This is a genomic window from Micromonospora rifamycinica, from assembly GCF_900090265.1.
Lineage (GTDB): Bacteria > Actinomycetota > Actinomycetes > Mycobacteriales > Micromonosporaceae > Micromonospora > Micromonospora rifamycinica.
In genome coordinates, this window is the sequence record NZ_LT607752.1 from 5630228 (window position 1) to 5651859 (window position 21632).

The following is a 21632-nucleotide window of genomic DNA, read 5'->3' on the forward strand; positions in this document are numbered from 1 at the left end:
CTGTCGCCTGTCGCCTGTCGCCTGCCGCCTTGGGGGCCTCAGGCGTGGGGGCGGGTGGCGGCGCGGGTACGCCAGAGCCAGAGCAGCCCCAGCACCGGCAACACCAGCGGAATGTAGCCGTACCCGCTGCCGAAGCCGGACCAGACCGTCTCGTCGGGGAAGAGTTCGGCGTCGACCAGGCTGAGCACTCCGACGCCGACCACCCCCACCAGCTCCACCGAGCAGCAGACCAGCGCGACCCGGCGGCCGGCGTGCCCGGCGCGGGCCAGCCCGACCGCTGCCACGATGTAGATCACCGCAGCCATCGCCGAGAGCAGGTACGCCACCGGCGCCTCGTCGAACTTCGTGGCGATCTGCAGCCCGGCCCGGGAGGTGGCGGCGATGGCGAACAGGATGTAGACGGCGATCAGCAGCCGACCTGGTCCCGCGTTGGTGGCGGGGTGCGCCGTCCGGGTGTCAGCCACCGGCGACCTCCCAGGTCTGTTGCAGCCGGACCACGACCACCGGCAGGACCAGGCAGACCGCGCAGACGATCGCCGACCCCCACCGGGTCGGCTCCATCCGGGCCAGCACCCAGGCCAGCGGAGGCAGGCAGACCAGCGTCACCAGGTATCCGAAGAACGCGCCCGGCTCGCCGGCCCGCTCACCCCCGGCGACGGCGACCAGGGCCAGCACGGTCAGCACCAGCAGCGCCACCTCCAGCAGGCCCAGGCCGACGGACTGCGCGAGGTCCGGCGGCCGGTGCCGGACCGCCGCCACCAGAGCCCAGAGCGCGAGTACGAGCGACAGGACGATCGTCACCGTGGCGGGGACGCCGTCCACCGGCGAACCGGCCGACGCCGCACCGGTCATCGCGGACGTCCGATGGGTGTGTCGTTCACCGGCACAGCCTACTGACCGCCACGGCACGCCCGGACGGCCATGTCGGCTGCGGCCTGCGGTACGGCGCGTCGGCTGCGGCCCGCTGGGTGGCGTGCATCGCTGCGGCCCGTGGTGCGGCGTGCATCGCTGCGGCCCGCTGGGCGGGCGACTAGCGTGGGCGTCGGCCACGGGCTCCCGTGGCCGACGACGACACCGGGGGTTCCTCGTGCTGCGGTTCGGCCTGTTCGGCACCGGTCACTGGGCGGCGCAGACGCACGGCACCGGGCTGGCCGCGCATCCGCGCGCCGAGGTGGTGGGCGTCTGGGGGCGCAACCCGGAACGGGCCGCCGCGTTGGCCGCCCGGCACGGCGTACCGGCGTTCGACGACGTCGACGCGCTGCTCGACGCCTGTGACGCGGTGGCCGTGGCGCTGCCCCCGGACGTGCAGGCCGAGATCGCCGTCCGGGCCGCCACCGCCGGCCGGCACCTGCTGCTGGACAAGCCCCTGGCGCTGGCGACCGCCGACGCCGACCGGGTCGTCGCCGCCGCGCAGGCCGCCGGGGTGGCCTCGGTCGTCTTCTTCACCCAGCGGTTCCTGCCCAACATCGACGCTTTTCTCGCCGCCACCGCCGCGGCCGGCGGTTGGCAGCACGCCCGTGCCGTCCAGCTCGCCTCGATCTACCAGCCCGGCAATCCGTACGCCGACTCCGCCTGGCGGCGGGAGCAGGGCGCGCTGTGGGACCTCGGCCCGCACGCGTTGTCGATCGTCCTGCCGGTGCTCGGCCGGGTCACCCGGGTGGCGGCGGTGGACGGCCCCCGGGGCCTGGTGCACCTGCTGCTCACCCACGACGGCGGTGCGACCAGCGCACTGTCGCTGACCCTGGACGCGCCACCGGCGGCGGTCACCCGGGACTACACCTTCTACGGCGAGAACGGCACCAGTTCCGTCCCACCGGGCGACGGCAGCGCGCTGGCCGCGTTCGGCACCGCCGTCGACCAGCTCCTGGCGCAGGTCGACGCGGGTACCCGGGACCACCGGTGCGACGTCCGGTTCGGCCGGGAGGTGGTGGCCGTCCTGGCGGCGGCGGAGACCGCCCGCGCCGAGGCCCGCACCGTCGACGTCTGACCCGGCCCGCCGAGGTCGGTGCCGCCGGCCGGGTCGCCCCGCCTACCGGCCGCCCGCGCTGTCCGCCTCCCGGCCGTCCGTGGTCAGGTGAGGGTGCCGAGGGCCTCGTGCAGCGCGGCCGGGTCGTCGAACCGCTCGACGGGCAGGGTACGCAGCGCCTGGAGCAGTTCGGTGCTCGCGCCGTTCTCCTGCCCCCAGCGGACCAGGTCCTCCCGGGAGACCGGATAGTCGAGTCCGGCCAGGTACTCCTGCAACCGCATCCCGGTGCCGCTCATGACCGTCCGGCTACCCGTTCCGGTCGCCGCCACACCGCCGACACCGAACGGCACGGGAATGGGCGGCCCCGGACCGGGATCGGGGCGGCCCGGGTCGGGACCGTCCGGGTCGGGGCGGCGGTTCGGGCGGGACCTCCGGGTCGGGCGGCGGGGTCGGGATCGTCCGGGGCGGCGGGACGGTCCGGTCCGGGCGGCGTTTGTCCGCCGACGCTGCCGGGTAGCCCCGCCCATGCTGGTACAGCGGCTCGGTACGCCGGGCGACTTCGACCCGCTGCTGAGCCGGGTCCGGGGCGCCCGTGTGGTCATGATCGGCGAGGCGACGCACGGCAGCCACGACTACTACCGGTTACGCGAGCAGCTCACCCGGCGGCTCGTCGCCGAGCAGGGGGTCGACTTCGTGGCGGTGGAGGGGGACTGGCCGGCCTGTGACCGGGTGCACCGGTCGGTGGTCGGCGCACCCGGCGGGGCACCGGACCCGCGTACCGCACTGGGGTGTTTCACCCGGTGGCCGACCTGGATGTGGGCCAACGCCGAGGTGGACCGGTTCTGCCGCTGGCTGCGGGCGTGGAACCTGCAACGTCCCGAGGGGGAGCGGACCGGCTTCCACGGGCTGGACGTCTACAGCCTCGGGGAGTCCATGCAGGCGATCTTCGACTATCTCGGCGAGGAGGACCCGGCCGCGATGGAGGCGGCGCAGGACGCGTACCGGTGCTTCGAGCCGTACGGCGGGCGGGTCGAGGAGTACGGCGCGGCCAGCCGGTTCGTCTCGGCGCGCTGCGAGGAGGAGGTGGTCCGGCTGCTGGCGCGTACCCGGGCGCATGTCCTCTCGGACGGCCCGGAGGCCTTCGCGGCCTGGCAGAACGCGGAGGTGGTGGCCGGTGCGGAACGGTACTACCGGGCGATGGTGCACGGCGGGCCGGATTCCTGGAACGTGCGGGACATCCACATGGCGGACACCCTGGACCGGTTGCTGGACCGCTACGGCCCGGGAGCACGTGGGATCGTCTGGGCGCACAACACCCACATCGGGGACGCCCGCGCCACCGACATGGCCGGCGACGGGATGGTCAACATCGGGCAGCTGGCCCGGGAGCGGTGGGGCCGGGACGCGGTGGCGTTGATCGGCCTCGGCGGCTACCGGGGGACGGTGATCGCGGCCCCGCACTGGGGTTCACCGGCCGAGGTGATGACGGTTCCGCCGGCCCGGGAGGGTTCGGTGGAACACCGGCTGCACGAGTTGCTGCCGGAGCGGGCGGTGCTCGTCTTCGGGGGTGCCGACCAGCCCGCCTGGTTCACCGGTGTGGCCGACCACCGGGCCATCGGGGTGGTCTACGACCCGGCCGCCGAGCGCTGGGGCAACTACGTGCCCACCCGGCTGGCCGACCGCTACGACGCCTTCGTCTGGTGCGACGACTCCACCGCCCTGCACCCGCTCCCTGCCGTGACCACCGTCGGCGAGCTGGAAACCTACCCCTCCGGCCTCTGACCACCCCACGCACCGCCCGGACCCCACCCTGCTGGCCGGACCCCACCCTGCTGGTGGATCATGGGGTTGTGGTGCCCGGTCGGTGGGTTTCTGCCACCATTGTCCGGCACCACAACCCCATGATCGACAGAGGGCGGGTGGGGGTCAGGCGTTGACGGGGTGCTTGTCGAGGTGGGCGCGGAGGCCTTCGCCCTCGATGTCGACGTTGGGCAGGGCCCGGTCGAGCCAGCGGGGGAGCCACCAGGCCCGGGTGTTGAGCAGCGACATCACCGCGGGCACGATGGTCATCCGGACCACGAAGGCGTCGATGGCGACACCGACCGCCAGCGCGAAGCCCATCGACTTGATCACCGGGTCGTCGAGGAACACGAAACCGCCGAAGACCGACATCATGATCAGCGCGGCGGCGGTGACCACCCGCGCCCCGTGCCCCATCCCGTTGATGGTGGCCTGCCGGGCGGTGTCCCCGTGCACGAAGTCCTCCCGCATCCGGGAGACCAGGAAGACCTCGTAGTCCATGGCCAGGCCGAACAGGATGCCGATCAGCAGGATCGGCAGGAAGCTGATCAGCGGGGCCGGGCTGTCCAGGCCGACCAGACTGGCCAGGTGGCCCTGCTGGAACACCGCGACGGTGATGCCGAAGGTGGCGGCGACGGTGAGCAGGAAGCCCAGGGCGGCCTTCACCGGCACCAGGATCGACCGGAAGACCAGCATCAGCAGCAGGATCGACAACCCCACCACCAGCAGCAGGTAGACCGGCATCGCGTCGGCGAGCTTCTCGGACACGTCGATGCCGATCGCGGTCACACCGGTCAGCAGCACCTCGGCGTTACCGACCGAGCCCACCCGGTCCCGGATGTCGTGGACCAGGGTCTCGGTGGCGGCGTCGGTCGGACCGCTCTTCGGGATCACCCCGATCAGCGCCGTGCGCCCGGACGGGTCGAGCTGCGGCGGAGCCACCGCCAACACCCCTTCGGTCCGCTGGACCAGCGCCGTGACCTGCGGCACCGCGGTCGCGGTGTCCTGCGGGGAATCCGAGGTGACCACCACGGCGAGCCGGCCGGTGAACCCCGGACCGAAGCCCTCCCGGATCAGGTCGGCGCTGGTCCGGGCCGGGCTGCCCACCGGGGCGGTGCTGGCGTCCGGCAGGGCGATCCGCATGTCCTGGGCCGGCAGGGCGAGCAGCCCCAGGCCGAGCAGGCCGACCAGGATGACCGGGACGCGCAGCCGGGTCACCCAGTGAGCCCAGCGGAAACCGAAACCGGAGCGGTCCTCGGCTGCCGGCGCAGCCCGGTGGGCGGCCCCGGTCGCCTCGGTGACCTCGGTCGCCCCGGTGGTCTCGGTCGCCCCGGCGGCGGGCGCGTCCCCGGCCCTGCGCAGCTTGCGGGGGAGCACCCGGCGGCCGGCGAAACCGAGCAGCGCCGGAGCCAGGGTGACCGCCACCAGCACCGCCACGCTGACCGTGCCGGCGGCGGCCAGACCCATCACGGTGAGGAACGGGATGCCGACGACGGCGAGGCCGGCGAGCGCGATGACCACGGTGGCGCCGGCGAAGAGGACGGCGGAACCGGCGGTGCCGACGGCCCGGCCGACCGCCTCCTCGGGGGTGAGTCCTTCGAGCAGGTGCTGCCGGTGCCGGGAGGTGATGAACAGCGAGTAGTCGATGCCGACAGCCAGACCCAGCATCAGGGCCAGGATGGGCGCGGTGCTGGTCAGCTCCACTGCGCCGCTGAGGGCGAACAGCCCGGCCATGCCGACCCCGACGCCGATCAGCGCGTTCAGCATGGTCATCCCGGCGGCGACCAGCGAGCCGAAGGTGATGATCAGGACGATCGCGGCGACCAGCACACCCAGCGCCTCGGTCGAGCCGACCTCCGGCTCGGCGTTGAGCACCTCACCGCCGGGGGCGATCTGCCAGCCCTGCGCCTCGGCCTTCGCGCCGACCTTCTCGTACGCCTCGCGCTGGTCGGCGGTGACGTCGTCGCCGCCGGTGGCGAACTGCACCTGGATCAGCGCGAACCGGCCGTTGGGGGTGATCGCCTGGGACTGGTACGGGTCGACCGCGCCGACGACGCCGGGCAGCGTCGCCGCCTCCTGGACGACCTCCTTGACCACGGCCTGCCCCTCGGGGGTGGTCAGCTGGCCGTCCGCGGGGGCCTTCACCGCGATGGTGCCGGTGGCGCCGCTGGCCGCCGGGAACCGCTCGGCGAGCAGGTCCAGCGCCTGCTGCGACTCGGTGCCGGGCATGGTGAAGTTGCTGGCCGTCGGTCCCTTCAGGGTGGCGGCGGCGATGCCGAGGCCGACGAGTACGACGAGCCAGACGGCGACGACGAGTCGCCGGCGGCGCAACGATGCCCGGCCTAGCCGGTACAGCAGGGTCGCCATCAGATCCTTGTCCTCAATCCTGGTGTTGGTGGTCGGGAGTTGGCGGTGGTGGCGGCGGTGCGGGAGTCACGAGGACCCGCTGGGCGACGGCCAGCAGGGCGGGACGCAGTTCGTCGTCGGCGATGTCGGCGAACGCGCCGCACCCCTCGGCGATGCCGGCGAGCAGCACCAGCGCGGCGACCCGCGCGTCCTGCCCGCCGTCGGGGCCGGTCATCGCCTCGATCAGCCGTTCCGAGATGCGCTGGATGTGGGCGAAGGCGGGCTGGGCGAGCAGCTCCGGGAACTCTCCGCGGAGCAGCGTGATCTCGCCCCGGAACCGCACCGCGAGGTCGACGAAGCCCTCCGCCGCCGCCCGCTGCGCCGCCGCCCCGGACAGTGCCGAGATCCGCTCGTCCAGCTCGCAGAGCGCCGAGATGGGCCCGGCCATCAGCTCGGCGAGCAGGGTCTCCTTGCCGGCGAAGTGGTAGAGCACCGCCGCCTTGGAACAGCCCACCTCGCGGGCGATGTCCTGCAACGAGGTGCCCTTGTAACCGGTCACCGCGAACCGTCGGGCCGCCGCGGCGAGGATCTCGCCGTGGGTGCGGGGGGCGCGTCGGATCATGCGTTCCAGCATGCCTGACCGATCGGTCAGACACTGACCGATCGGTCAGAGAAAGAGCGTGGCGTTCACCACAGACCCGCCTCCGCGCCCGGTGGACCGTCCGCGCCGCACACCGTGCTCCGGGGACCGCCGGCCTCCCGGAGTCGCGGCGGGGACCTCACGGCCTGTCGGGCCTCACGGCCGGTCGTGCCCGCGGTCGTAGGTGGCCCGTGCCTCGCTGATCGCCGCGCGGTGCCGCTGCGCCCAGGCGGTCAGGGCCAGCAGCGGCTCGTACAACTCCATCGCCATCGGGGTGGCCCGGTACTCGACCTTCGGCGGCACGGTCGGATAGGCCCGGCGGTGCAGCAGTCCGTCCCGTTCCAGGTTACGCAGGGTGAGGGTGAGCATCCGTCGGCTGATCCCCTCCACCCGCCGCTCCAACTCGGAGAAGCGGACCGGTCCCGGGGAGGCGGCCAGCAGGATGCCGATGCTCCACTTGCCGCCCACCCGGTCCAGCGCCTCCCGCAGCGTGCAGCCGTCCTCCCGCCCGCCGACGGCGCAGCCGTCGCCGCTGGCTTCCGCGTCGGTGTGGCCGTCGCCGCTGGCTTCCGCGTCGGTGTGGCCGTCGCCGCTGTCCGCCGCGTCGGCGCAGCCGTCGCCGTGTTCCTGGGACACGAGGCTCCTCCTTCCGCCGGTGCCATCGTCACAGACGAACGTCGGGGCGACGGATCCGTGGGTCGCCCGGGTCGGGGTTGCGCCGGGCCGGTGCGGCCGGGAGGGTGGACGGATGGCCGGGGCACAGGAGACGCGGGACGGGGTCGGCCTGACCAACCTGGGTCAGCCCCTGCTCGCCGGGGGCGAGGTGACCAAGCGGGACCTGGTCGACTACCTGGACGCCGTGCGCGACCGCATCCTGCCCGGCCTGCGCGACCGGCCGCTGTCGGTGGTCCGGCTGCTGCGCGGGCAGGAGCCGTTCATGCAGAAGAACCTGCCGACGTACACCCCGGAGTGGGTACGCCGTACCGCGATCTGGGCCGAGACCTCCCACCGCCAGGTGTCGTACGCGCTCTGCGACGACCGGCGCACCCTGCTCTGGTTCGCCAACCAGCGGGCCGTCGAGTACCACCCGGCGCTGGTCACCGCGACCCACCCGGAGCAGCCCACCCATCTCGTGCTCGACCTCGACCCGCCCGAGGGGGACGCCTTCCCGGCGGTGGCCCGGGTCGCCGGGGCGGTGCGTCGGGCACTCGCCGACGTCGGGCTGGCCGGCGCGGTGAAGACCAGCGGCGGCAAGGGGCTGCACATCTTCGTCCCGGTGCACCCCGACACCAGCGCCGAGGAGGTGGCCGCCGCCACCCGGGCGCTCGCCGTGCACACCGAACGCCTCGATCCGGAATCCGCCACCACGGCGTTCATCCGCGAGGACCGGGGTGGGCGGGTGTTCGTCGACCCGACCCGGTCCGGCGGGGCGACCGTGGTGGCCGCGTACAGCCCCCGGCTGCGCCCCGGGCTGCCGGTGTCGTTCCCGGTGGCCTGGGACGACCTCGACGCCGTCACCCCCGGCGACTTCACCGTACGGACCGTCCCCGCGCTGCTCGGCGAGCGGGATCCGTGGGCCGGGGCGATGCCCGCGCCGCAGCGGCTCCCGGCCGACCTGGTGGCCGAGGGGCGTACCATCCCGGTGCCCCGGGTGCAGGCGATGCACGAGGGGAAACGCCGCGCCAAGGCCCGCCGCGAGACCGGCCACTGACGGCCCGCCGCCCGGCCGCCGACGGTCCTGCCCCGCCTGCCGCCCGGCCGCCGACGGTCCTGCCCCCGCCTGCCGCCCGGCCGCTGAGGGTCCTGCCCCGCCTGCCGCTGAGGGTCCTGCCGGCGGCTGACGGCCGGACGCAGCCGGATACACGACGAAGGCCGCTGATCGGGTTTCCCCTGGTCAGCGGCCTTCTCGTGCTGGTCGTCCGTGGTGCCCCCGGCAGGATTCGAACCTGCGCCCCCGCCTCCGGAGGGCGGTGCTCTATCCCCTGAGCTACGGGGGCTCAGCGACCTGAGAAGAGTAGCAAACCCCTCCGGGATCACCGAATCGCCACCCGGCTCCCACCGGCACACCCCGCTGACCTGCGTGATCATGGCAGCGGGCAGGTCGGGGCCGACCGCGACGACCGTCGGCGGCGGATCGCCACCGGCAGCCGGACCGGTCAGACTGGTCACCGCCCGTGCCGGTCGGGACGGCTGGTCGCCGGCCGCGGGCAGCGCCGCCACCCGGTGGCCGGGCGGGTGGTCAGGCGGCGGCCAGGGCGCGACCGCAGCTCGGCAGCGGGTGCAGGGCGATGCGCCGGGGGAGCCGGCGCGGCCATTCGTTGCGGGGCCAGGAGCCGTCCACGATCAGGTGCACCGGGTGCTGGTCGGCGCCGCTGAGCCGGAACACGAAGTCGCGGGGCAGCGGCGGGTCCACGCTCGGTGTGGTCACCATGAACCGGACCCGGCCCCGGGACGACACCGCCGAGACGACCTCGGCGGCCGGCATGGTGCCCCGCAGCCGTACCCGGCCGATCCAGTAGACCTCCGCGTCGTGTTCCTGGGCGGCCCGGGTGATGGCCGGGTACTCGCCGCGTACCCAGCGCTCGACCGCGCCGACGCAGAGCCCGCAGGCCCGTTCGCGCGGCTCCCGGGGGCCGAGCCCCCAGGCCCGCAGGTACGCCCCGACCATGCCGGCGTCGATCGTCAGGTCGAAGCGGCGCTGGATCAGCGCGGCCAGGCTCTGCCGCGTCCACAGCTCCTCGTCCAGCCCGAACTCGTCGGGGTGGACGCCCCGCAGTACGTCGATCAGTTCGAGTTCCTGTTCCCGGCTGAGCGCTCCCGACTCGCCCTGCCGGTGTCCGCGACGGGCGGCTGCCACCGCTCCGTCACCGCCGATGGTGTGGCGTCGGCACCAACTGGTGACCGAGCGCCGCGCGTCTCTGAGTGCAACCCCCACGTCCTGCGCAACGAGCACGAATCACAACTGGTCACGATATGTAGGTAGAAAAGTCTCTTAGGTATTCAAAGGTGCGACGCACGCTAAAAACGCAAAACACCCATAACTCTCATTAGGTGTCAGGGCGTGCGTGCCGACTCCGGGGGAGGGCGCGGGGAAGGTCTGGGGCAGGCCCGCGGACGCGCGCAGGCCCGCGGACGCGCGCAGGCCCGCGGACGCGCGCAGGCCCGCGGACGCGCGCAGGCCCGCGGACGCGCGCAGGCCCGCGTCCGCCGGAGCGGGACGCGGGCCTCTCCCGGCACGCACGGGGGGCGGGTCAGCCGCCCAGGCGCTTCAGGGCGTTCTGCAGGTTGGTCAGGTCGGTCTGCTGGGTGTTCTTCATGGTCTGCGCCACCGTGCGGACGTCGTCGTCGCCACCGGCGTCGAGGATGCCCTGGATCATGTGGATGCCGCCGAGATGGTGCTTGATCATCATCTGGAGGAAGAGGACGTCCAGCTCGCGCCCCTGGGCGACGCGTAGCTTCGCCATCTCCTCCGGGGTCGCCATGCCCGGCATCAGACCGTTTTCGATCTTGCCGGTGCCGTCCGGCATCCAGGCCATTCGGGGCTGGTCGCCGGTCGGGTCGAGCCCCCACGACCGCAGCCAGGTCTGCATGGTGCCGATCTCGCCCTGCTGGCCGGTGGCGATGTCGCCACCGATCTGGCGTACCTCCGGGTCGGTGCCCCGGTCGAAGGCGATCAGCCCCATCTCCACCGCCTGGGCGTGGTGGGTGGTCATGTCCCGGGCGAAGCCCGCCTCCGCGGAGTCGTTACCCGGCCGGGTCAACGTCGGGGTCAGCAGGCCGCCCGCGTACCCGAGGAGGAGGCCGACCACGACGGCTGCGGCCAGGGCGAGCACGCCGTAGCGGCCGGCGGGCCGCCGGTCACCGGAACCGGTGACCGAGGGCTCGGCCGACGGGGTGCTGGTCGTCACGGAGGCGGTCATCGCCACGTCCTCACTGGGTGGGGGGCTGCTGCTGTTGCTGCGGGACGTTGTCGCGCGGGGCCGTGCCGGTGGCCGTGATGCCCTGGCCGCAGTTGGCGTTCGGACCCTCGACCGAGGCGTTCACCCGCAGCGTCTTGATGAACTCGTCGATCCGGCTGTCGTCGGCGTTGTCGACCTTGAGCTGGTAGCCCCACGCCTGGAGCGAGATCGGCTTGTCCAGCCCCTCGAACGGGCTGAGCATCGCCTTCTCCACGCCCTGCACCTTGCTCCGGAGCTTGCTGACCTGGTCGGCCGGCAGGTCGGGGCGGTAGGTGACCCAGACGGTGCCGTGCTCCAGGCTGTGCACCGCGTGCTCGTTGGCGATCGGGGCGTCGTAGACGTCACCCATGCAGTTCTGCCACGCCGGGTTGTGCGGGCCGGCGACCGGCGGGAGGACGTCGTACTTGATCGCGCCCTGCTGGTGCTGACCGCCCTGGACGAGCTTGGGGTCCTTCTCCCGGAAGTCGACGATGCCGTCGATGTCGGCGGCCCGCTGCTCCCAGGACTTGGAACCCTGGAAGGCGGCGTACGCGCCGTAGCCGATGATCGAGACGGCGAGCACACCCACGGCGACGAACAGGGCGATCGGACCCCAGGAACGGCCCTGGCTGACCTTCACCGGGGTGATCGGCTTGCGGGGGCCCTTGCCGCCCGACGTCTGCCGGGGTGCGGCGGACTTGGCTGCCCCGGGCTTGGCGCCGGACGCGGGCCGGCCCGCCGCCGGCTTCTTGCCGGTGCTGACCACGGTCGGACGGCGCTCAGGGCCGCCCGGGGTGCTGATGCTCATCGTGCCTCGTCAGGTCGGTCGGTCAGGGGATCTGGCGGGCCGGGTGACGCTCAGGGTCGCCGCCGAGTGCCCGAGTCTACCCCCGATAACATGGTTCGGTGACTCCCGCAGAACTCGCCGAGGTCGTCCTCTCCGCAGCCCACGCCGTTTTCACCGAGCGCGGGCTCGACCCCGCCGCGCTTCCGGGGCGTACGACGGTGGAGCGACCGCGTAACCCCGACCACGGCGACTACGCCTCGACGCTGGCCCTCCAGCTCAGCAAGAAGGTCGGCGTCCCGCCCCGGGAGCTGGCCGCCGCGCTGGCCGGGCAGCTCGGCCGGGCGGCCGGGGTCAAGTCGGTGGAGATCGCCGGCCCCGGGTTCCTCAACATCCGGCTCGACGCCGCCGCCGCCGGCCAGCTCGCCCGGGTGATCGTCGAGGCCGGCGGGGAGTACGGCCGCAGCGACCGGCTCGCCGGCCAGCGGATCAACCTGGAGTTCGTCTCGGCCAACCCGACCGGCCCGGTGCACATCGGCGGGGTCCGCTGGGCCGCCGTCGGCGACGCGCTCAGCCGGCTGCTGCGGGCCGCCGGCGCCGAGGTCGGCACCGAGTACTACTTCAACGACGCCGGGTCGCAGATCGACCGGTTCGCCCGGTCGCTGCTCTGCGCGGCGAAGGGCGAGCCGGCCCCCGAGGACGGCTACGGCGGGGCGTACATCGCCGAGATCGCCGAGCAGGTCCGGGCGGTCCGGCCGGACGTGCTCGACCTGCCCGACGGCGAGGCCCAGGAGGTTTTCCGGGTCGAGGGCGTGACGCTGATGTTCGCCGAGATCAAGTCGTCGCTGCGTGGCTTCGGGGTGGAGTTCGACACCTACTTCAACGAGAAGGACCTGCACGACCGGGGCGAGCTGGCCCTGGCCCTGGACCGGCTGCGCACGCAGGGCCACCTGTACGAGGCCGACGGGGCGACCTGGCTGCGCACCACCGACTTCGGTGACGACAAGGACCGGGTGCTGCGCAAGTCCAACGGCGAGTGGACGTACTTCGCCGCCGACTGCGCCTACTACCTGGACAAGCGGGAGCGCGGCTTCGAGCGGGTCGTGATCATGCTGGGCGCCGACCACCACGGCTACCTCGGACGGATGAAGGCGATGTCCGCCTGCTTCGGCGACGACCCGGCGGTCAACCTGGAGATCCTCATCGGCCAGCTGGTCAACCTGGTCCGCGACGGCGTGCCGGTACGGATGAGCAAGCGGGCCGGCACCGTGGTCACCCTGGAGGACCTGGTCGACGCGATCGGGGTGGACGCGGCCCGCTACGCGCTGGCCCGCTACTCCAGCGACTCCCCGATCGACATCGACGTCGAGTTGTGGACCCGGGCCACCCGCGACAACCCGGTCTACTACGTGCAGTACGTCGCCGCCCGGACGGCCAGCGTCGGCCGCAACGCCGCCGAGGTCGGCCTGGGCCGGGGCGACGGGGCCGGGTTCGACCCCGGGCTGCTCGACCACGACAAGGAGAACGAGCTGCTCAAGGCGCTCGCCGAGTTCCCCGCCGTGGTCGCCGCCGCCGCCGAGCTGCGCGAGCCGCACCGGGTGGCCCGCTACCTGGAGGACCTGGCCGGGGCGTACCACCGGTTCTACGACAACTGCCGGATCCTGCCGCGCGGCGACGAGGAGGTCACCGACCTGCACCGGGCCCGGCTCTGGCTCAACGACGCCACCCGCACGGTGATCGCCAACGGGCTGCGCCTGCTCGGCGTCTCCGCCCCGGAGAGGATGTAGCCCTGATGCGTACCCGAGGAACGGGCCTGCGTCCGCAGGTCGACGGCGCGGGCCGGCGGTCGCCGCGCCCCCGGGGCGGCGGTCGCTGATGCGCGCCCACGAAGCCGGTGCGATGCACGGCGACATCGGGGACCGGGGGCCGGGCTGGCTGCGGCCCCCGGCCGACGTGAACGCCCTGGTCCCGCAGCTCTGGCCGCGCCAGGTGGAGCGCGGCGTGGACGGCGCGCTGACCGTCGCGGGGCTCGACGTGCGCGAGCTGGCCGCCGGGTACGGTACCCCGGCGTACGTCCTCGACGAGGACGACCTGCGCTCGCGCGCCCGGGACTTCCGGGCCGCCTTCCCCGACGTGGACGTCTACTACGCCGGCAAGGCGTTCCTCTGCCGGGCGGTGGTCCGGATGATCGCCGAGGAGGGGCTGCACCTGGACGTCTGCTCCGGGGGCGAGCTGGCCACCGCGCTGTCGGCCGGGATGCCGGCGGAGCGGATCGGCTTCCACGGCAACAACAAGTCGGTCGCCGAGCTGACCCGGGCGCTGGACGCCGGGGTGGGCCGGATCATCCTCGACTCGTTCACCGAGATCGACCGGCTGACCGCGCTGGCCCGGGAGCGCGGGGTCCGCCCCGGCGTGCTGATCCGGGTCACCGTCGGGGTGGAGGCGCACACCCACGAGTTCATCGCCACCGCCCACGAGGACCAGAAGTTCGGCTTCTCGCTGGCCGGCGGGGCCGCCGCCGCAGCCGCCTTCACGGTCCTCGACGAGGGCGTGCTGGACCTGCGCGGGCTGCACTCGCACATCGGCTCGCAGATCTTCGACACCAGTGGTTTCGAGGTCTCCGCCCGCCGGGTGCTCGCCCTGCAGGCGCAGATCCGCGACGCGCGTGGGGTGGAGCTGCCCGAGCTGGACCTGGGCGGCGGCTTCGGCATCGCGTACACCACCCAGGACGACCCGGCCACCCCGGACGAGCTGGCCAAGCGGCTCCGCAAGATCGTCGACTCGGAGTGCGCGGCGGAGAACCTGGCCGTCCCGCACCTGTCGATCGAGCCGGGCCGGGCCATCGTCGGCCCCGCCGTGTTCACCCTGTACACGGTCGGCACCGTCAAGGACGTCGACGGGCTGCGGACGTACGTCAGCGTGGACGGCGGGATGAGCGACAACATCCGGACCGCCCTCTACGACGCGTCCTACTCGGCGACGCTGGCCGACCGGGCCTCGACCGCCGAGCCGCTGCTGGCCCGCGTGGTGGGAAAGCACTGTGAGTCCGGGGACATCGTGGTGAAGGATGAATTCCTGCCCGCCGACGTGCAGCCCGGAGATCTTGTCGCGGTCCCCGGCACGGGGGCGTACTGCCGCAGCATGGCCAGCAACTACAACCACGTGCCCCGCCCCCCGGTGGTCGCGGTGCGTGACGGCCGAGCCCGGCTGATCGTTCGACGGGAAACCGAAGAAGACCTGCTCGCCTTGGATGTGGGATGACGTCACCTGTGCGCTTGGCCCTGCTCGGCTGTGGAACGGTGGGCAGCGAGGTGGTCCGGCTGCTGCACACGCAGGCCGCCGACCTGGCCGCCCGGATCGGCGCTCCGCTGGAGATCGCCGGCATCGCCGTCCGCCGGGTCGGCCGGGACCGGGGTGACCTCCCCGTCGACCCGGCGCTGTTCACCACCGACCCGCTCGGCCTGATCAAACGCGACGACGTGGACGTGGTCGTCGAGGTGGTCGGCGGCATCGAGCCGGCGCGGAGCTGGCTGGTGGAGGCGCTACGCGCCGGTAAGAGCGTGGTCACCGCCAACAAGGCGCTGCTCGCCGAGGACGGGGCGGCCCTGCACGACGCGGCGGCCGAGGGCGGGGCCGACCTCTACTACGAGGCGTCCGTGGCCGGGGCGATCCCGCTGCTGCGCCCGCTGCGCGAGTCGCTGCACGGCGACCGGATCAACCGGGTCACCGGCATCGTCAACGGCACCACCAACTTCATCCTCTCCGCGATGGACGCCACCGGCGCCGGCTTCGCCGAGGCGCTCGACGAGGCGACCGAGCTGGGGTACGCCGAGGCCGACCCGACCGCCGACGTGGAGGGCTTCGACGCCGCCGCCAAGGCCGCCATCCTGGCCTCGCTCGCCTTCCACACCCGGGTCACCGCCGCCGACGTGCACCGCGAGGGCATCACCGAGGTCACCGTCGCCGACATGGCCAGCGCCAAGGCGATGGGCTGCACCATCAAGCTGCTCTGCATCGCCGCCCGGGGCACCGACGCGGCCGGCGGGGAGACGGTCAGCGTCCGGGTGCACCCCGCGATGATCCCGCTGACCCACCCGCTGGCCAGCGTCGGCGACGCGTTCAACGCGGTCTTCGTCGAGGCCGAGGCGGCCGGGCAGTTGATGTTCTACGGCCGGGGGGCGGGCGGGGCGCCGACCGCCAGCGCGGTCCTCGGCGACGTGGTGGCGGTGGCCCGCAACCGGCTCGCCGGGGCGTACGCGGCCAGCGAGTCCGCCTACGCCGACCTGTCGGTCCGGCCGATGGGCGAGGCGCTGACCCGCTACCACATCAGCCTCGACGTGGTCGACCGCCCGGGTGTGCTCCAGGCGGTGGCCGGGGTGTTCGCCCGGCACGACGTCTCCATCGCCACCGTCCGGCAGGGGCCGGCCGGGGGCGGCCCGGCGGGGCGGGGCGAGGACGCCGACCTGGTGATCGTCACCCACGTCGCCCCGGACGCCGCGCTCGCCGCGACGGTAGGGGAGCTGCGCGGGCTGGACATCGTCCGCTCGGTGGCCAGCGTGCTGCGGGTCGAGGGCGGGGCGTGACCCGGCGTCTCGCCTGATGGTTATCAGTGGGTGTGCCGGGGCCCGGTCGGCGAGGCTGGTCCAGGCTGGCAGGGGCTCCGGCACGGCCGGGGCGGCAGAGGCGAGGAGAGCGACATGTGGCGGGGCCTGATCGAGACCTACCGGGACCGGCTGCCGGTCACCGACGCCACGCCCGTGGTCACCCTGCACGAGGGGAACACCCCGCTGCTGCCCGCGCCGGCGCTCTCCGCCCGGCTCGGCGCCGACGTCTACCTCAAGGTCGAGGGGGCCAACCCGACCGGGTCGTTCAAGGACCGGGGCATGACGGTCGCCGTGTCCAAGGCCGTCGAGGCCGGCGACAAGGCGATCATCTGCGCCTCCACCGGCAACACCAGCGCCTCCGCCGCCGCGTACGCGGCCCGCGCCGGGATCACCTGCGCGGTGCTGGTGCCGCAGGGCAAGATCGCGCTGGGCAAGCTGGCCCAGGCGCTGGTGCACGGGGCCAAGCTGCTCCAGGTGCAGGGCAACTTCGACGACTGCCTCGCGCTGGCCTCGAAGCTCGCCCAGGACTTCCCGGTGGCCCTGGTCAACTCGGTCAACCCGGACCGGCTGCACGGCCAGAAGACGGCCGCCTTCGAGATCGTCGAGGCGCTCGGTGACGCCCCCGACATCCACTGCCTGCCGGTCGGCAACGCCGGCAACATCTCCGCCTACTGGATGGGCTACTCGGAGGACCTGCGGGCCGGCAACGCCACCCGCGCCCCGAGGATGTTCGGCTTCCAGGCCGCCGGGGCGGCCCCCATCGTCAGCGGCCAGGTGGTGCCGGAGCCGTCGACCATCGCCACCGCCATCCGGATCGGCAACCCGGCGAGCTGGACCAAGGCCCTCGACGCCCGGGACGCCTCGCAGGGGCTGATCGCCGCGGTGACCGACCGGGAGATCCTCGCCGCCTACCGGCTGCTGGCCCGGGAGGTGGGGGTCTTCGTCGAGCTGGGCAGCGCGGCCAGCGTGGCGGGCCTGCTCCAGCAGGGGGCCGAGGGCCGGGTGCCCGCCGGGGCGACGGTGGTCTGCACGGTCACCGGCCACGGCCTGAAGGACCCGGAGTGGGCGATCTCCACCGCGCCCGCCCCGATCACCATCGCCAACGACGCCCTGACCGCCGCCCGCTCCCTCGACCTGGCCTGATCCCGATCCCGGCCGGGGCGGCGGTGCCGGCCGGCGTGCCGTCCCCGTCGACCCGGCCGGCGGGTGACCACCCCGTTACGGGTGGGGGAGACCGGGTCGGGCAGACTTTCCTACGCCTGTCCCCTCTCCCAGGAGTGAGCCACGCCGATGTCGCTGCTCGCCAGATCAAGCCTCGCCAACCGGGGGCTCGTCGCCCTCATCGCGGTGGTGACCGCGGCGTTCGGGGCGTTCACCGTCCCCTCGCTCAAGCAGCAGCTCCTGCCGTCGCTGGAGTTCCCCGGGGCGTTCGTCGTCGCGGTCTACCCGGGCGCGTCGCCGGAGATCGTCGAGGCGCAGGTCACCGAGCCGATCGAGAACAGCCTCCAGGGCATCGCCGGGCTGGAGAAGGTCACCTCCACCTCGCGCGAGGGGTCCGCGACGATCGCCGTGGAGTTCGCCTTCGGCACCGACATCGACGACGCGGCCAACAAGATGCAGACCGCGCTGAGCCGCGTCGACGCGCAGCTCCCGGCCGACGTCGACCCGCAGGTCCTCACCGGCAGCACCGACGACCTGCCGGCGGTGGTGCTGGCCGCCACCGGTGGCGGTGACGAGCGGGCGCTCGCCGAGCGGCTGCGCGCCACCGTCGTACCCGAGCTGGAGGGGATCGACGGCGTCCGCACGGTCGCCGTGACCGGCACCCGCGAGCAGGTCGTGACGATCGTGCCGGACCCGGCGAAGTTCGCCGCCGCGAAGCTGACCCCGACCGCGATCGCCACCGCGCTGAAGACCAACGGCATCGCCGTCCCGGCCGGCGCGGTCGTCGACGGCACCAGCACGCTGCCGGTGCAGGTGGGAGCCCCGGTCACCACCCTCGACCAGTTGCGCGGCATCGCGCTCACCCCGAGCGCGCCGAAGGCCCCGGCGGTCCGGCTCGGCGACGTGGCGACGGTGGAGCAGCAGCTCGCCCCGGCCACCGCGATCACCCGCACCAACGGTAAGGAGAGCATCGGGATCCAGGTCACGGCGGCCCAGGACGGCAACGCCGTACGCGTCTCGCACGACATCCGGGACCGGCTCGACGACCTGCGGTCCGCCTCCGGTGCCGAGTTGACCATCGTGTTCGACCAGGCCCCGTTCGTGGAGAAGTCGATCGAGAGCCTGACCACCGAGGGACTGCTCGGCCTGCTGATGGCGGTCGTGGTGATCCTGGTCTTCCTGCTCTCGGTCCGCTCCACCCTGGTCACCGCGGTCTCCATCCCGCTGTCGGTGGTGGTGGCGCTGCTCGCCCTCTGGATCGGCGACTACTCGCTCAACCTGCTCACCCTGGGCGCGTTGACCATCGCGGTCGGGCGGGTGGTCGACGACTCGATCGTGGTGTTGGAGAACATCAAACGCCACCTGGAGTACGGTGAGCCGAAACAGGACGCCATCGTCACCGCCGTCCGCGAGGTGGCCGGGGCGGTCACCGCGTCGACCCTCACCACGGTGGCGGTGTTCGCGCCGATCGCCCTGGTGGGTGGCTTCGTCGGGCAGCTCTTCGCGCCCTTCGCGATCACCGTCACGGTGGCCCTGCTCGCCTCGCTGCTGGTGTCGCTGACGGTGATCCCGGTGCTGGCGTACTGGTTCCTCAAGCCGCCGCGCGACGGGGCGGACGAGGCGGTGCGCCGGGCCGCCGAGGCCAAGGAGCTGCGCAGCCCGTTGCAGCGGGCGTACCTGCCGGCGATCGGGTTCGCCACCCGGAGCCGCCGAACCCGGTGGATCACCGTGGCGGTGGGCATCCTGCTGCTGTTCGGCACGTTCGGGCTGGCCCAGAAGCTGGAGACCAACTTCCTGGACGACTCCGGCCAGGACACCCTCAACATCAGCCAGAAGCTGCCGGCCGGGGCGGGGCTGGCCGCCACCGACCAGGCGGCCCGCCTGGTGGAGGGGGTGCTGGGGCGTACCGACGGGGTCGAGTCGTACCAGGTGAGCGCGGGCGGCAACGACCAGCCGTGGCTGGCCGGCGGCGGCAACAACACCGCCCAGTGGTCGGTCGCGCTGGACGGTGACACCGACGCCAAGGAGATGCGGCAGGTCCTGCGCGGGGAGTTCGACCGGCTCGGTGCCGCCGCCGGGGAGCTGAGCTTCGGCACCGGGCAGGGTGCCACCTCGGGCAACCAGCTGGAGGTGGTGGTCAAGGCCGCCGACACCGACACCCTGAACCGGGCCGCCGAGCAGGTCCGGGCCGCGATGGCCGGCATTTCCGGGGTCGAGGACGTGGCCACCAGCCTCTCCGAGCGGGTGCCCCGGGTCGACGTCACCGTCGACCGGTTGGCCGCGGCCCGGGTGGGGCTCAGTGAGGCGGCGGTCGGACAGCTCGTGTCGCAGGCGTACCGGGGCAGTCCGCTGGGCCGGGTGACGCTCGACGGCGGTCAGCAGGACGTGGTGCTCCGTACCACCGCCACCCCGCCGACGACCGAGGAGCAGTTGCGGGCGCTGCCGGTGGGTCCGGTGAAGCTGGACGACATCGCCGACGTGAGCCGGGGGGAGGGGCCGCAGCAGGTCACCCGGATCGACGGTGAGCGCAGCGTGTCGGTGACCGGGACGGCCACCGGCTCGAACCTCGGCGCGACCACCGCGGAGCTCAAGAAGCGGCTGGCCGACGTGGACGTGCCGGGGGCGACGGTCGCCGTGGGCGGGGCCAGTGCCCAGCAGGAGGACGCCTTCGGTGACCTGGGCCTGGCCGTGCTGGCCGCGATCGCGATCGTCTTCCTGATCATGGTGGCGACGTTCCGGAGCATCACCCAGGCGCTGATCCTGCTGATCTCCATCCCGTTCGCGGCGACCGGCGCGATCGGTCTGCTGCTGGCCACCGGGACGCCGTTGGGCGTGCCCGCGCTGATCGGCGTGCTCATGCTGGTCGGCATCGTGGTGACCAACGCGATCGTGCTGCTGGACCTGGTCAACCAGTACCGGGCGCAGGGGATGGGCGTCACCGAGGCGGTGGTCGAGGGCGGTCGGCGGCGTCTGCGACCGATCCTGATGACCGCGGTGGCCACCATCTTCGCGTTGCTGCCGATGGCCCTCGGGCTCACCGGGGAGGGTGGCTTCATCTCCCAGCCGCTCGCGGTGGTGGTGATCGGCGGCCTGCTCAGCTCCACCCTGCTCACCCTGGTCCTGGTGCCGACCCTCTACACGATGGTGGAGCGCACCAAGGAGTCGCTGCGGGCGCGGCGGGCCGCCCGGCGGGGCGACGCCCCCGCCGACGGTGACCCGACCGGCACCCCCGACGACCGGGACGCCGAGGTCCCGGTCCCGGTGGGTGCCCCGGCCGCCGGGGCGTCGGCCGAGGCACCGGGCCGCCCGGCCCCCTCCGCGGCGCTGGTGGACGGCACCGACCAGTTCGAGGTGCTGCGGCTGCCGAAGAGCCGCCGGTCGCCGCTCCCGCCGGCCGAGTAACCTCCGCCGTCGCGCGTGCCGCGCCCCCGGTCCGGGTGTCCCCGGCCGGGGGCGCGTCGCGTCGGGGTCGGGACATCGGGCCTATCGGCGGGTACGGTCAGCCCGTGGATATCGACTTTCCGTCATCGTCGTCCCACCCTGGGTGATGGCGCGCGAGGCGGGGCCGGCCGGTCCCGACGGCGGACGGTGGAGCCGGCGGCGGGTGCTGGGCGGCGGGGCGCTGCTGGCCGGGGGCGTCGCCCTGGGGGCCGCCGGGATGTCGCAGGGCACCTGGCTCGCCGACCGGCACCTGCCGTTGTCCACCGGCCCGGCCAGCGCCACCGTCGGCAACCGGCGGCAGGACGTCGGCTCGGGCGGGCTCCAGGTGGTCTGGCACGTACCGACCACCGAGCGGCTGGTCGCGCTCACCTTCGACGACGGGCCGCTGCCGCAGTGGACCCCGACGGTGCTGGACACCCTCGACCGGTACGCGGTGCCGGCGACCTTCTTCCTGGTCGGTAGCCGGGTACACCGGCACGCCGACCTGATCCGGGGTCGGCTGGCCCGGCACGAGGTCGGCAACCACAGCTGGCGGCACCGGGACCTGGCCAGGCTGGCCGCCGCCGCCGTGCACGACGACCTGCGCCGCTCGCACGACGCCATCGCCGAGGTCACCGGGGTGCCGCCCCGGCTGGCCCGGCCGCCGTACGGGCACCTGGGCGGTGGGGTGCTGCACGCCGCCGTACGCCTCGACTACCGCATCGTGCTCTGGTCGTTGCAGATGGTGGAGGGCGAGTTCCCGGACGACCCGGCCGGCCACGCCCGGCGGATCGTGGCCGACGTGGTGCCGGGCACCATCCTGCTGGCCCACGACGCCGGCCCGGCGAACCGGCAGGTGGCGTTGCGCGGTCTGGGCGAGATGATCACCGGGCTACGGTCCCGCGGCTATACCTTCGTCACGGTCTCCCAGCTCCTGGGCCGCATGACCGCCCCCCGACCGGGCGGGTAGGGT

Annotated in this window: 18 protein-coding genes and 1 tRNA gene; 9 read left to right on the top strand and 10 right to left on the bottom strand. The window is 73.6% G+C overall.

Features of this window, described 5'->3' with window-relative positions; genetic code table 11:
- Positions 1-38 precede the first annotated feature (38 nt).
- Together GA0070623_RS23740 and GA0070623_RS23745 are read right to left on the bottom strand one after the other, a co-directional pair.
- The gene (locus tag GA0070623_RS23740; protein ID WP_067310230.1) at positions 39-464 is read right to left on the bottom strand and encodes a hypothetical protein; all 426 of its coding nucleotides are present in this window, start codon (positions 462-464) and stop codon (positions 39-41) included.
- Positions 457-852: a hypothetical protein gene (locus tag GA0070623_RS23745; RefSeq protein ID WP_067310233.1), complete on the bottom strand. Its 396-nt coding sequence runs from the start codon at positions 850-852 to the stop codon at positions 457-459. Before GA0070623_RS23745 ends, GA0070623_RS23740 begins: the two co-directional genes overlap by 8 nt.
- 235 nt (positions 853-1087) lie before the next feature.
- Between GA0070623_RS23745 and GA0070623_RS23750 the strand changes: the two genes are divergently transcribed.
- Positions 1088-1987 carry a Gfo/Idh/MocA family protein gene (locus GA0070623_RS23750; RefSeq protein WP_172898456.1) on the top strand — a complete coding sequence of 300 codons (900 nt, stop codon included), beginning with the start codon at positions 1088-1090 and terminating at the stop codon, positions 1985-1987.
- A gap of 83 nt (positions 1988-2070) precedes the next feature.
- Here GA0070623_RS23750 and GA0070623_RS23755 read toward each other — a convergent pair whose 3' ends face one another.
- On the bottom strand, positions 2071-2262 hold the full coding sequence (locus GA0070623_RS23755; protein WP_067310263.1) for a DUF2795 domain-containing protein: 192 nt from the start codon (positions 2260-2262) through the stop codon (positions 2071-2073).
- A gap of 229 nt (positions 2263-2491) precedes the next feature.
- Here GA0070623_RS23755 and GA0070623_RS23760 point away from each other — a divergent pair, with 229 nt between their 5' ends.
- Positions 2492-3748, top strand: coding sequence for an erythromycin esterase family protein (locus tag GA0070623_RS23760; RefSeq protein ID WP_067310235.1), 1257 nt, complete (start codon positions 2492-2494; stop codon positions 3746-3748).
- A 144-nt stretch (positions 3749-3892) separates the two neighbouring features.
- On the opposite strand, the gene GA0070623_RS23765 is transcribed toward GA0070623_RS23760, so the two are convergent.
- The 3 genes from GA0070623_RS23765 to GA0070623_RS23775 form a co-directional block, all read right to left on the bottom strand.
- Complete coding sequence (locus GA0070623_RS23765; RefSeq protein WP_067310237.1) at positions 3893-6133, bottom strand: MMPL family transporter; 2241 nt, start codon at positions 6131-6133, stop codon at positions 3893-3895.
- Positions 6134-6146: 13 nt separating this feature from the next.
- On the bottom strand, positions 6147-6734 hold the full coding sequence (locus GA0070623_RS23770) for a TetR/AcrR family transcriptional regulator (protein WP_067310266.1): 588 nt from the start codon (positions 6732-6734) through the stop codon (positions 6147-6149).
- A gap of 174 nt (positions 6735-6908) precedes the next feature.
- The gene (locus GA0070623_RS23775; RefSeq protein ID WP_067310269.1) at positions 6909-7241 is read right to left on the bottom strand and encodes a winged helix-turn-helix transcriptional regulator; all 333 of its coding nucleotides are present in this window, start codon (positions 7239-7241) and stop codon (positions 6909-6911) included.
- 259 nt (positions 7242-7500) lie between these two features.
- Here GA0070623_RS23775 and ligD point away from each other — a divergent pair, with 259 nt between their 5' ends.
- Positions 7501-8463 carry a non-homologous end-joining DNA ligase gene (ligD, locus tag GA0070623_RS23780; RefSeq protein ID WP_067310239.1) on the top strand — a complete coding sequence of 321 codons (963 nt, stop codon included), beginning with the start codon at positions 7501-7503 and terminating at the stop codon, positions 8461-8463.
- Between the two features lie 211 nt (positions 8464-8674).
- On the opposite strand, the gene GA0070623_RS23785 is transcribed toward ligD, so the two are convergent.
- The 4 genes from GA0070623_RS23785 to GA0070623_RS23800 form a co-directional block, all read right to left on the bottom strand.
- Positions 8675-8749 (bottom strand) — tRNA-Arg (locus tag GA0070623_RS23785).
- Between the two features lie 242 nt (positions 8750-8991).
- A complete protein-coding gene (locus tag GA0070623_RS23790; protein WP_067310241.1) occupies positions 8992-9687 on the bottom strand; it encodes a winged helix-turn-helix domain-containing protein in 696 nt (231 codons plus the stop codon).
- Positions 9688-10003: 316 nt separating this feature from the next.
- A complete protein-coding gene (locus GA0070623_RS23795; protein WP_067313548.1) occupies positions 10004-10672 on the bottom strand; it encodes a DUF305 domain-containing protein in 669 nt (222 codons plus the stop codon).
- A 10-nt stretch (positions 10673-10682) separates the two neighbouring features.
- Positions 10683-11498, bottom strand: coding sequence for a DUF3105 domain-containing protein (locus tag GA0070623_RS23800; protein WP_067313545.1), 816 nt, complete (start codon positions 11496-11498; stop codon positions 10683-10685).
- Between the two features lie 98 nt (positions 11499-11596).
- On the opposite strand from GA0070623_RS23800, the gene argS reads away from it, so the two are divergent.
- From argS to GA0070623_RS23830, 6 genes are all read left to right on the top strand, one after another.
- Entirely contained in the window at positions 11597-13261 is a 1665-nt protein-coding gene (argS, locus tag GA0070623_RS23805) for an arginine--tRNA ligase (protein ID WP_067313543.1), read from the top strand.
- Between the two features lie 88 nt (positions 13262-13349).
- The gene (lysA, locus tag GA0070623_RS23810) at positions 13350-14735 is read left to right on the top strand and encodes a diaminopimelate decarboxylase (protein WP_067313540.1); all 1386 of its coding nucleotides are present in this window, start codon (positions 13350-13352) and stop codon (positions 14733-14735) included.
- Between the two features lie 8 nt (positions 14736-14743).
- A complete protein-coding gene (locus tag GA0070623_RS23815; protein ID WP_067313537.1) occupies positions 14744-16057 on the top strand; it encodes a homoserine dehydrogenase in 1314 nt (437 codons plus the stop codon).
- 114 nt (positions 16058-16171) lie between these two features.
- Positions 16172-17221 carry a threonine synthase gene (thrC, locus tag GA0070623_RS23820; protein WP_067313535.1) on the top strand — a complete coding sequence of 350 codons (1050 nt, stop codon included), beginning with the start codon at positions 16172-16174 and terminating at the stop codon, positions 17219-17221.
- 147 nt (positions 17222-17368) lie between these two features.
- Positions 17369-20641, top strand: coding sequence for an efflux RND transporter permease subunit (locus GA0070623_RS23825; RefSeq protein WP_067313533.1), 3273 nt, complete (start codon positions 17369-17371; stop codon positions 20639-20641).
- 145 nt (positions 20642-20786) lie between these two features.
- Entirely contained in the window at positions 20787-21629 is an 843-nt protein-coding gene (locus GA0070623_RS23830) for a polysaccharide deacetylase family protein (RefSeq protein WP_067313531.1), read from the top strand.
- Positions 21630-21632 lie beyond the last annotated feature (3 nt).

Bases quoted from the DNA above. Each gene is read 5' to 3' on its own strand.
- GA0070623_RS23745 (WP_067310233.1), bottom strand. From the start codon at position 852: ATGACCGGTGCGGCGTCGGCCGGTTCGCCGGTGGACGGCGTCCCCGCC.
- GA0070623_RS23755 (WP_067310263.1), bottom strand. From the start codon at position 2,262: ATGAGCGGCACCGGGATGCGGTTGCAGGAGTACCTGGCCGGACTCGAC.
- GA0070623_RS23760 (WP_067310235.1), top strand. From the start codon at position 2,492: ATGCTGGTACAGCGGCTCGGTACGCCGGGCGACTTCGACCCGCTGCTG.
- GA0070623_RS23765 (WP_067310237.1), bottom strand. From the start codon at position 6,133: ATGGCGACCCTGCTGTACCGGCTAGGCCGGGCATCGTTGCGCCGCCGG.
- GA0070623_RS23770 (WP_067310266.1), bottom strand. From the start codon at position 6,734: ATGATCCGACGCGCCCCCCGCACCCACGGCGAGATCCTCGCCGCGGCG.
- ligD (WP_067310239.1), top strand. From the start codon at position 7,501: ATGGCCGGGGCACAGGAGACGCGGGACGGGGTCGGCCTGACCAACCTG.
- GA0070623_RS23795 (WP_067313548.1), bottom strand. From the start codon at position 10,672: ATGACCGCCTCCGTGACGACCAGCACCCCGTCGGCCGAGCCCTCGGTC.
- GA0070623_RS23800 (WP_067313545.1), bottom strand. From the start codon at position 11,498: ATGAGCATCAGCACCCCGGGCGGCCCTGAGCGCCGTCCGACCGTGGTC.
- lysA (WP_067313540.1), top strand. From the start codon at position 13,350: ATGCGCGCCCACGAAGCCGGTGCGATGCACGGCGACATCGGGGACCGG.
- thrC (WP_067313535.1), top strand. From the start codon at position 16,172: ATGTGGCGGGGCCTGATCGAGACCTACCGGGACCGGCTGCCGGTCACC.
- GA0070623_RS23825 (WP_067313533.1), top strand. From the start codon at position 17,369: ATGTCGCTGCTCGCCAGATCAAGCCTCGCCAACCGGGGGCTCGTCGCC.
- GA0070623_RS23830 (WP_067313531.1), top strand. From the start codon at position 20,787: ATGGCGCGCGAGGCGGGGCCGGCCGGTCCCGACGGCGGACGGTGGAGC.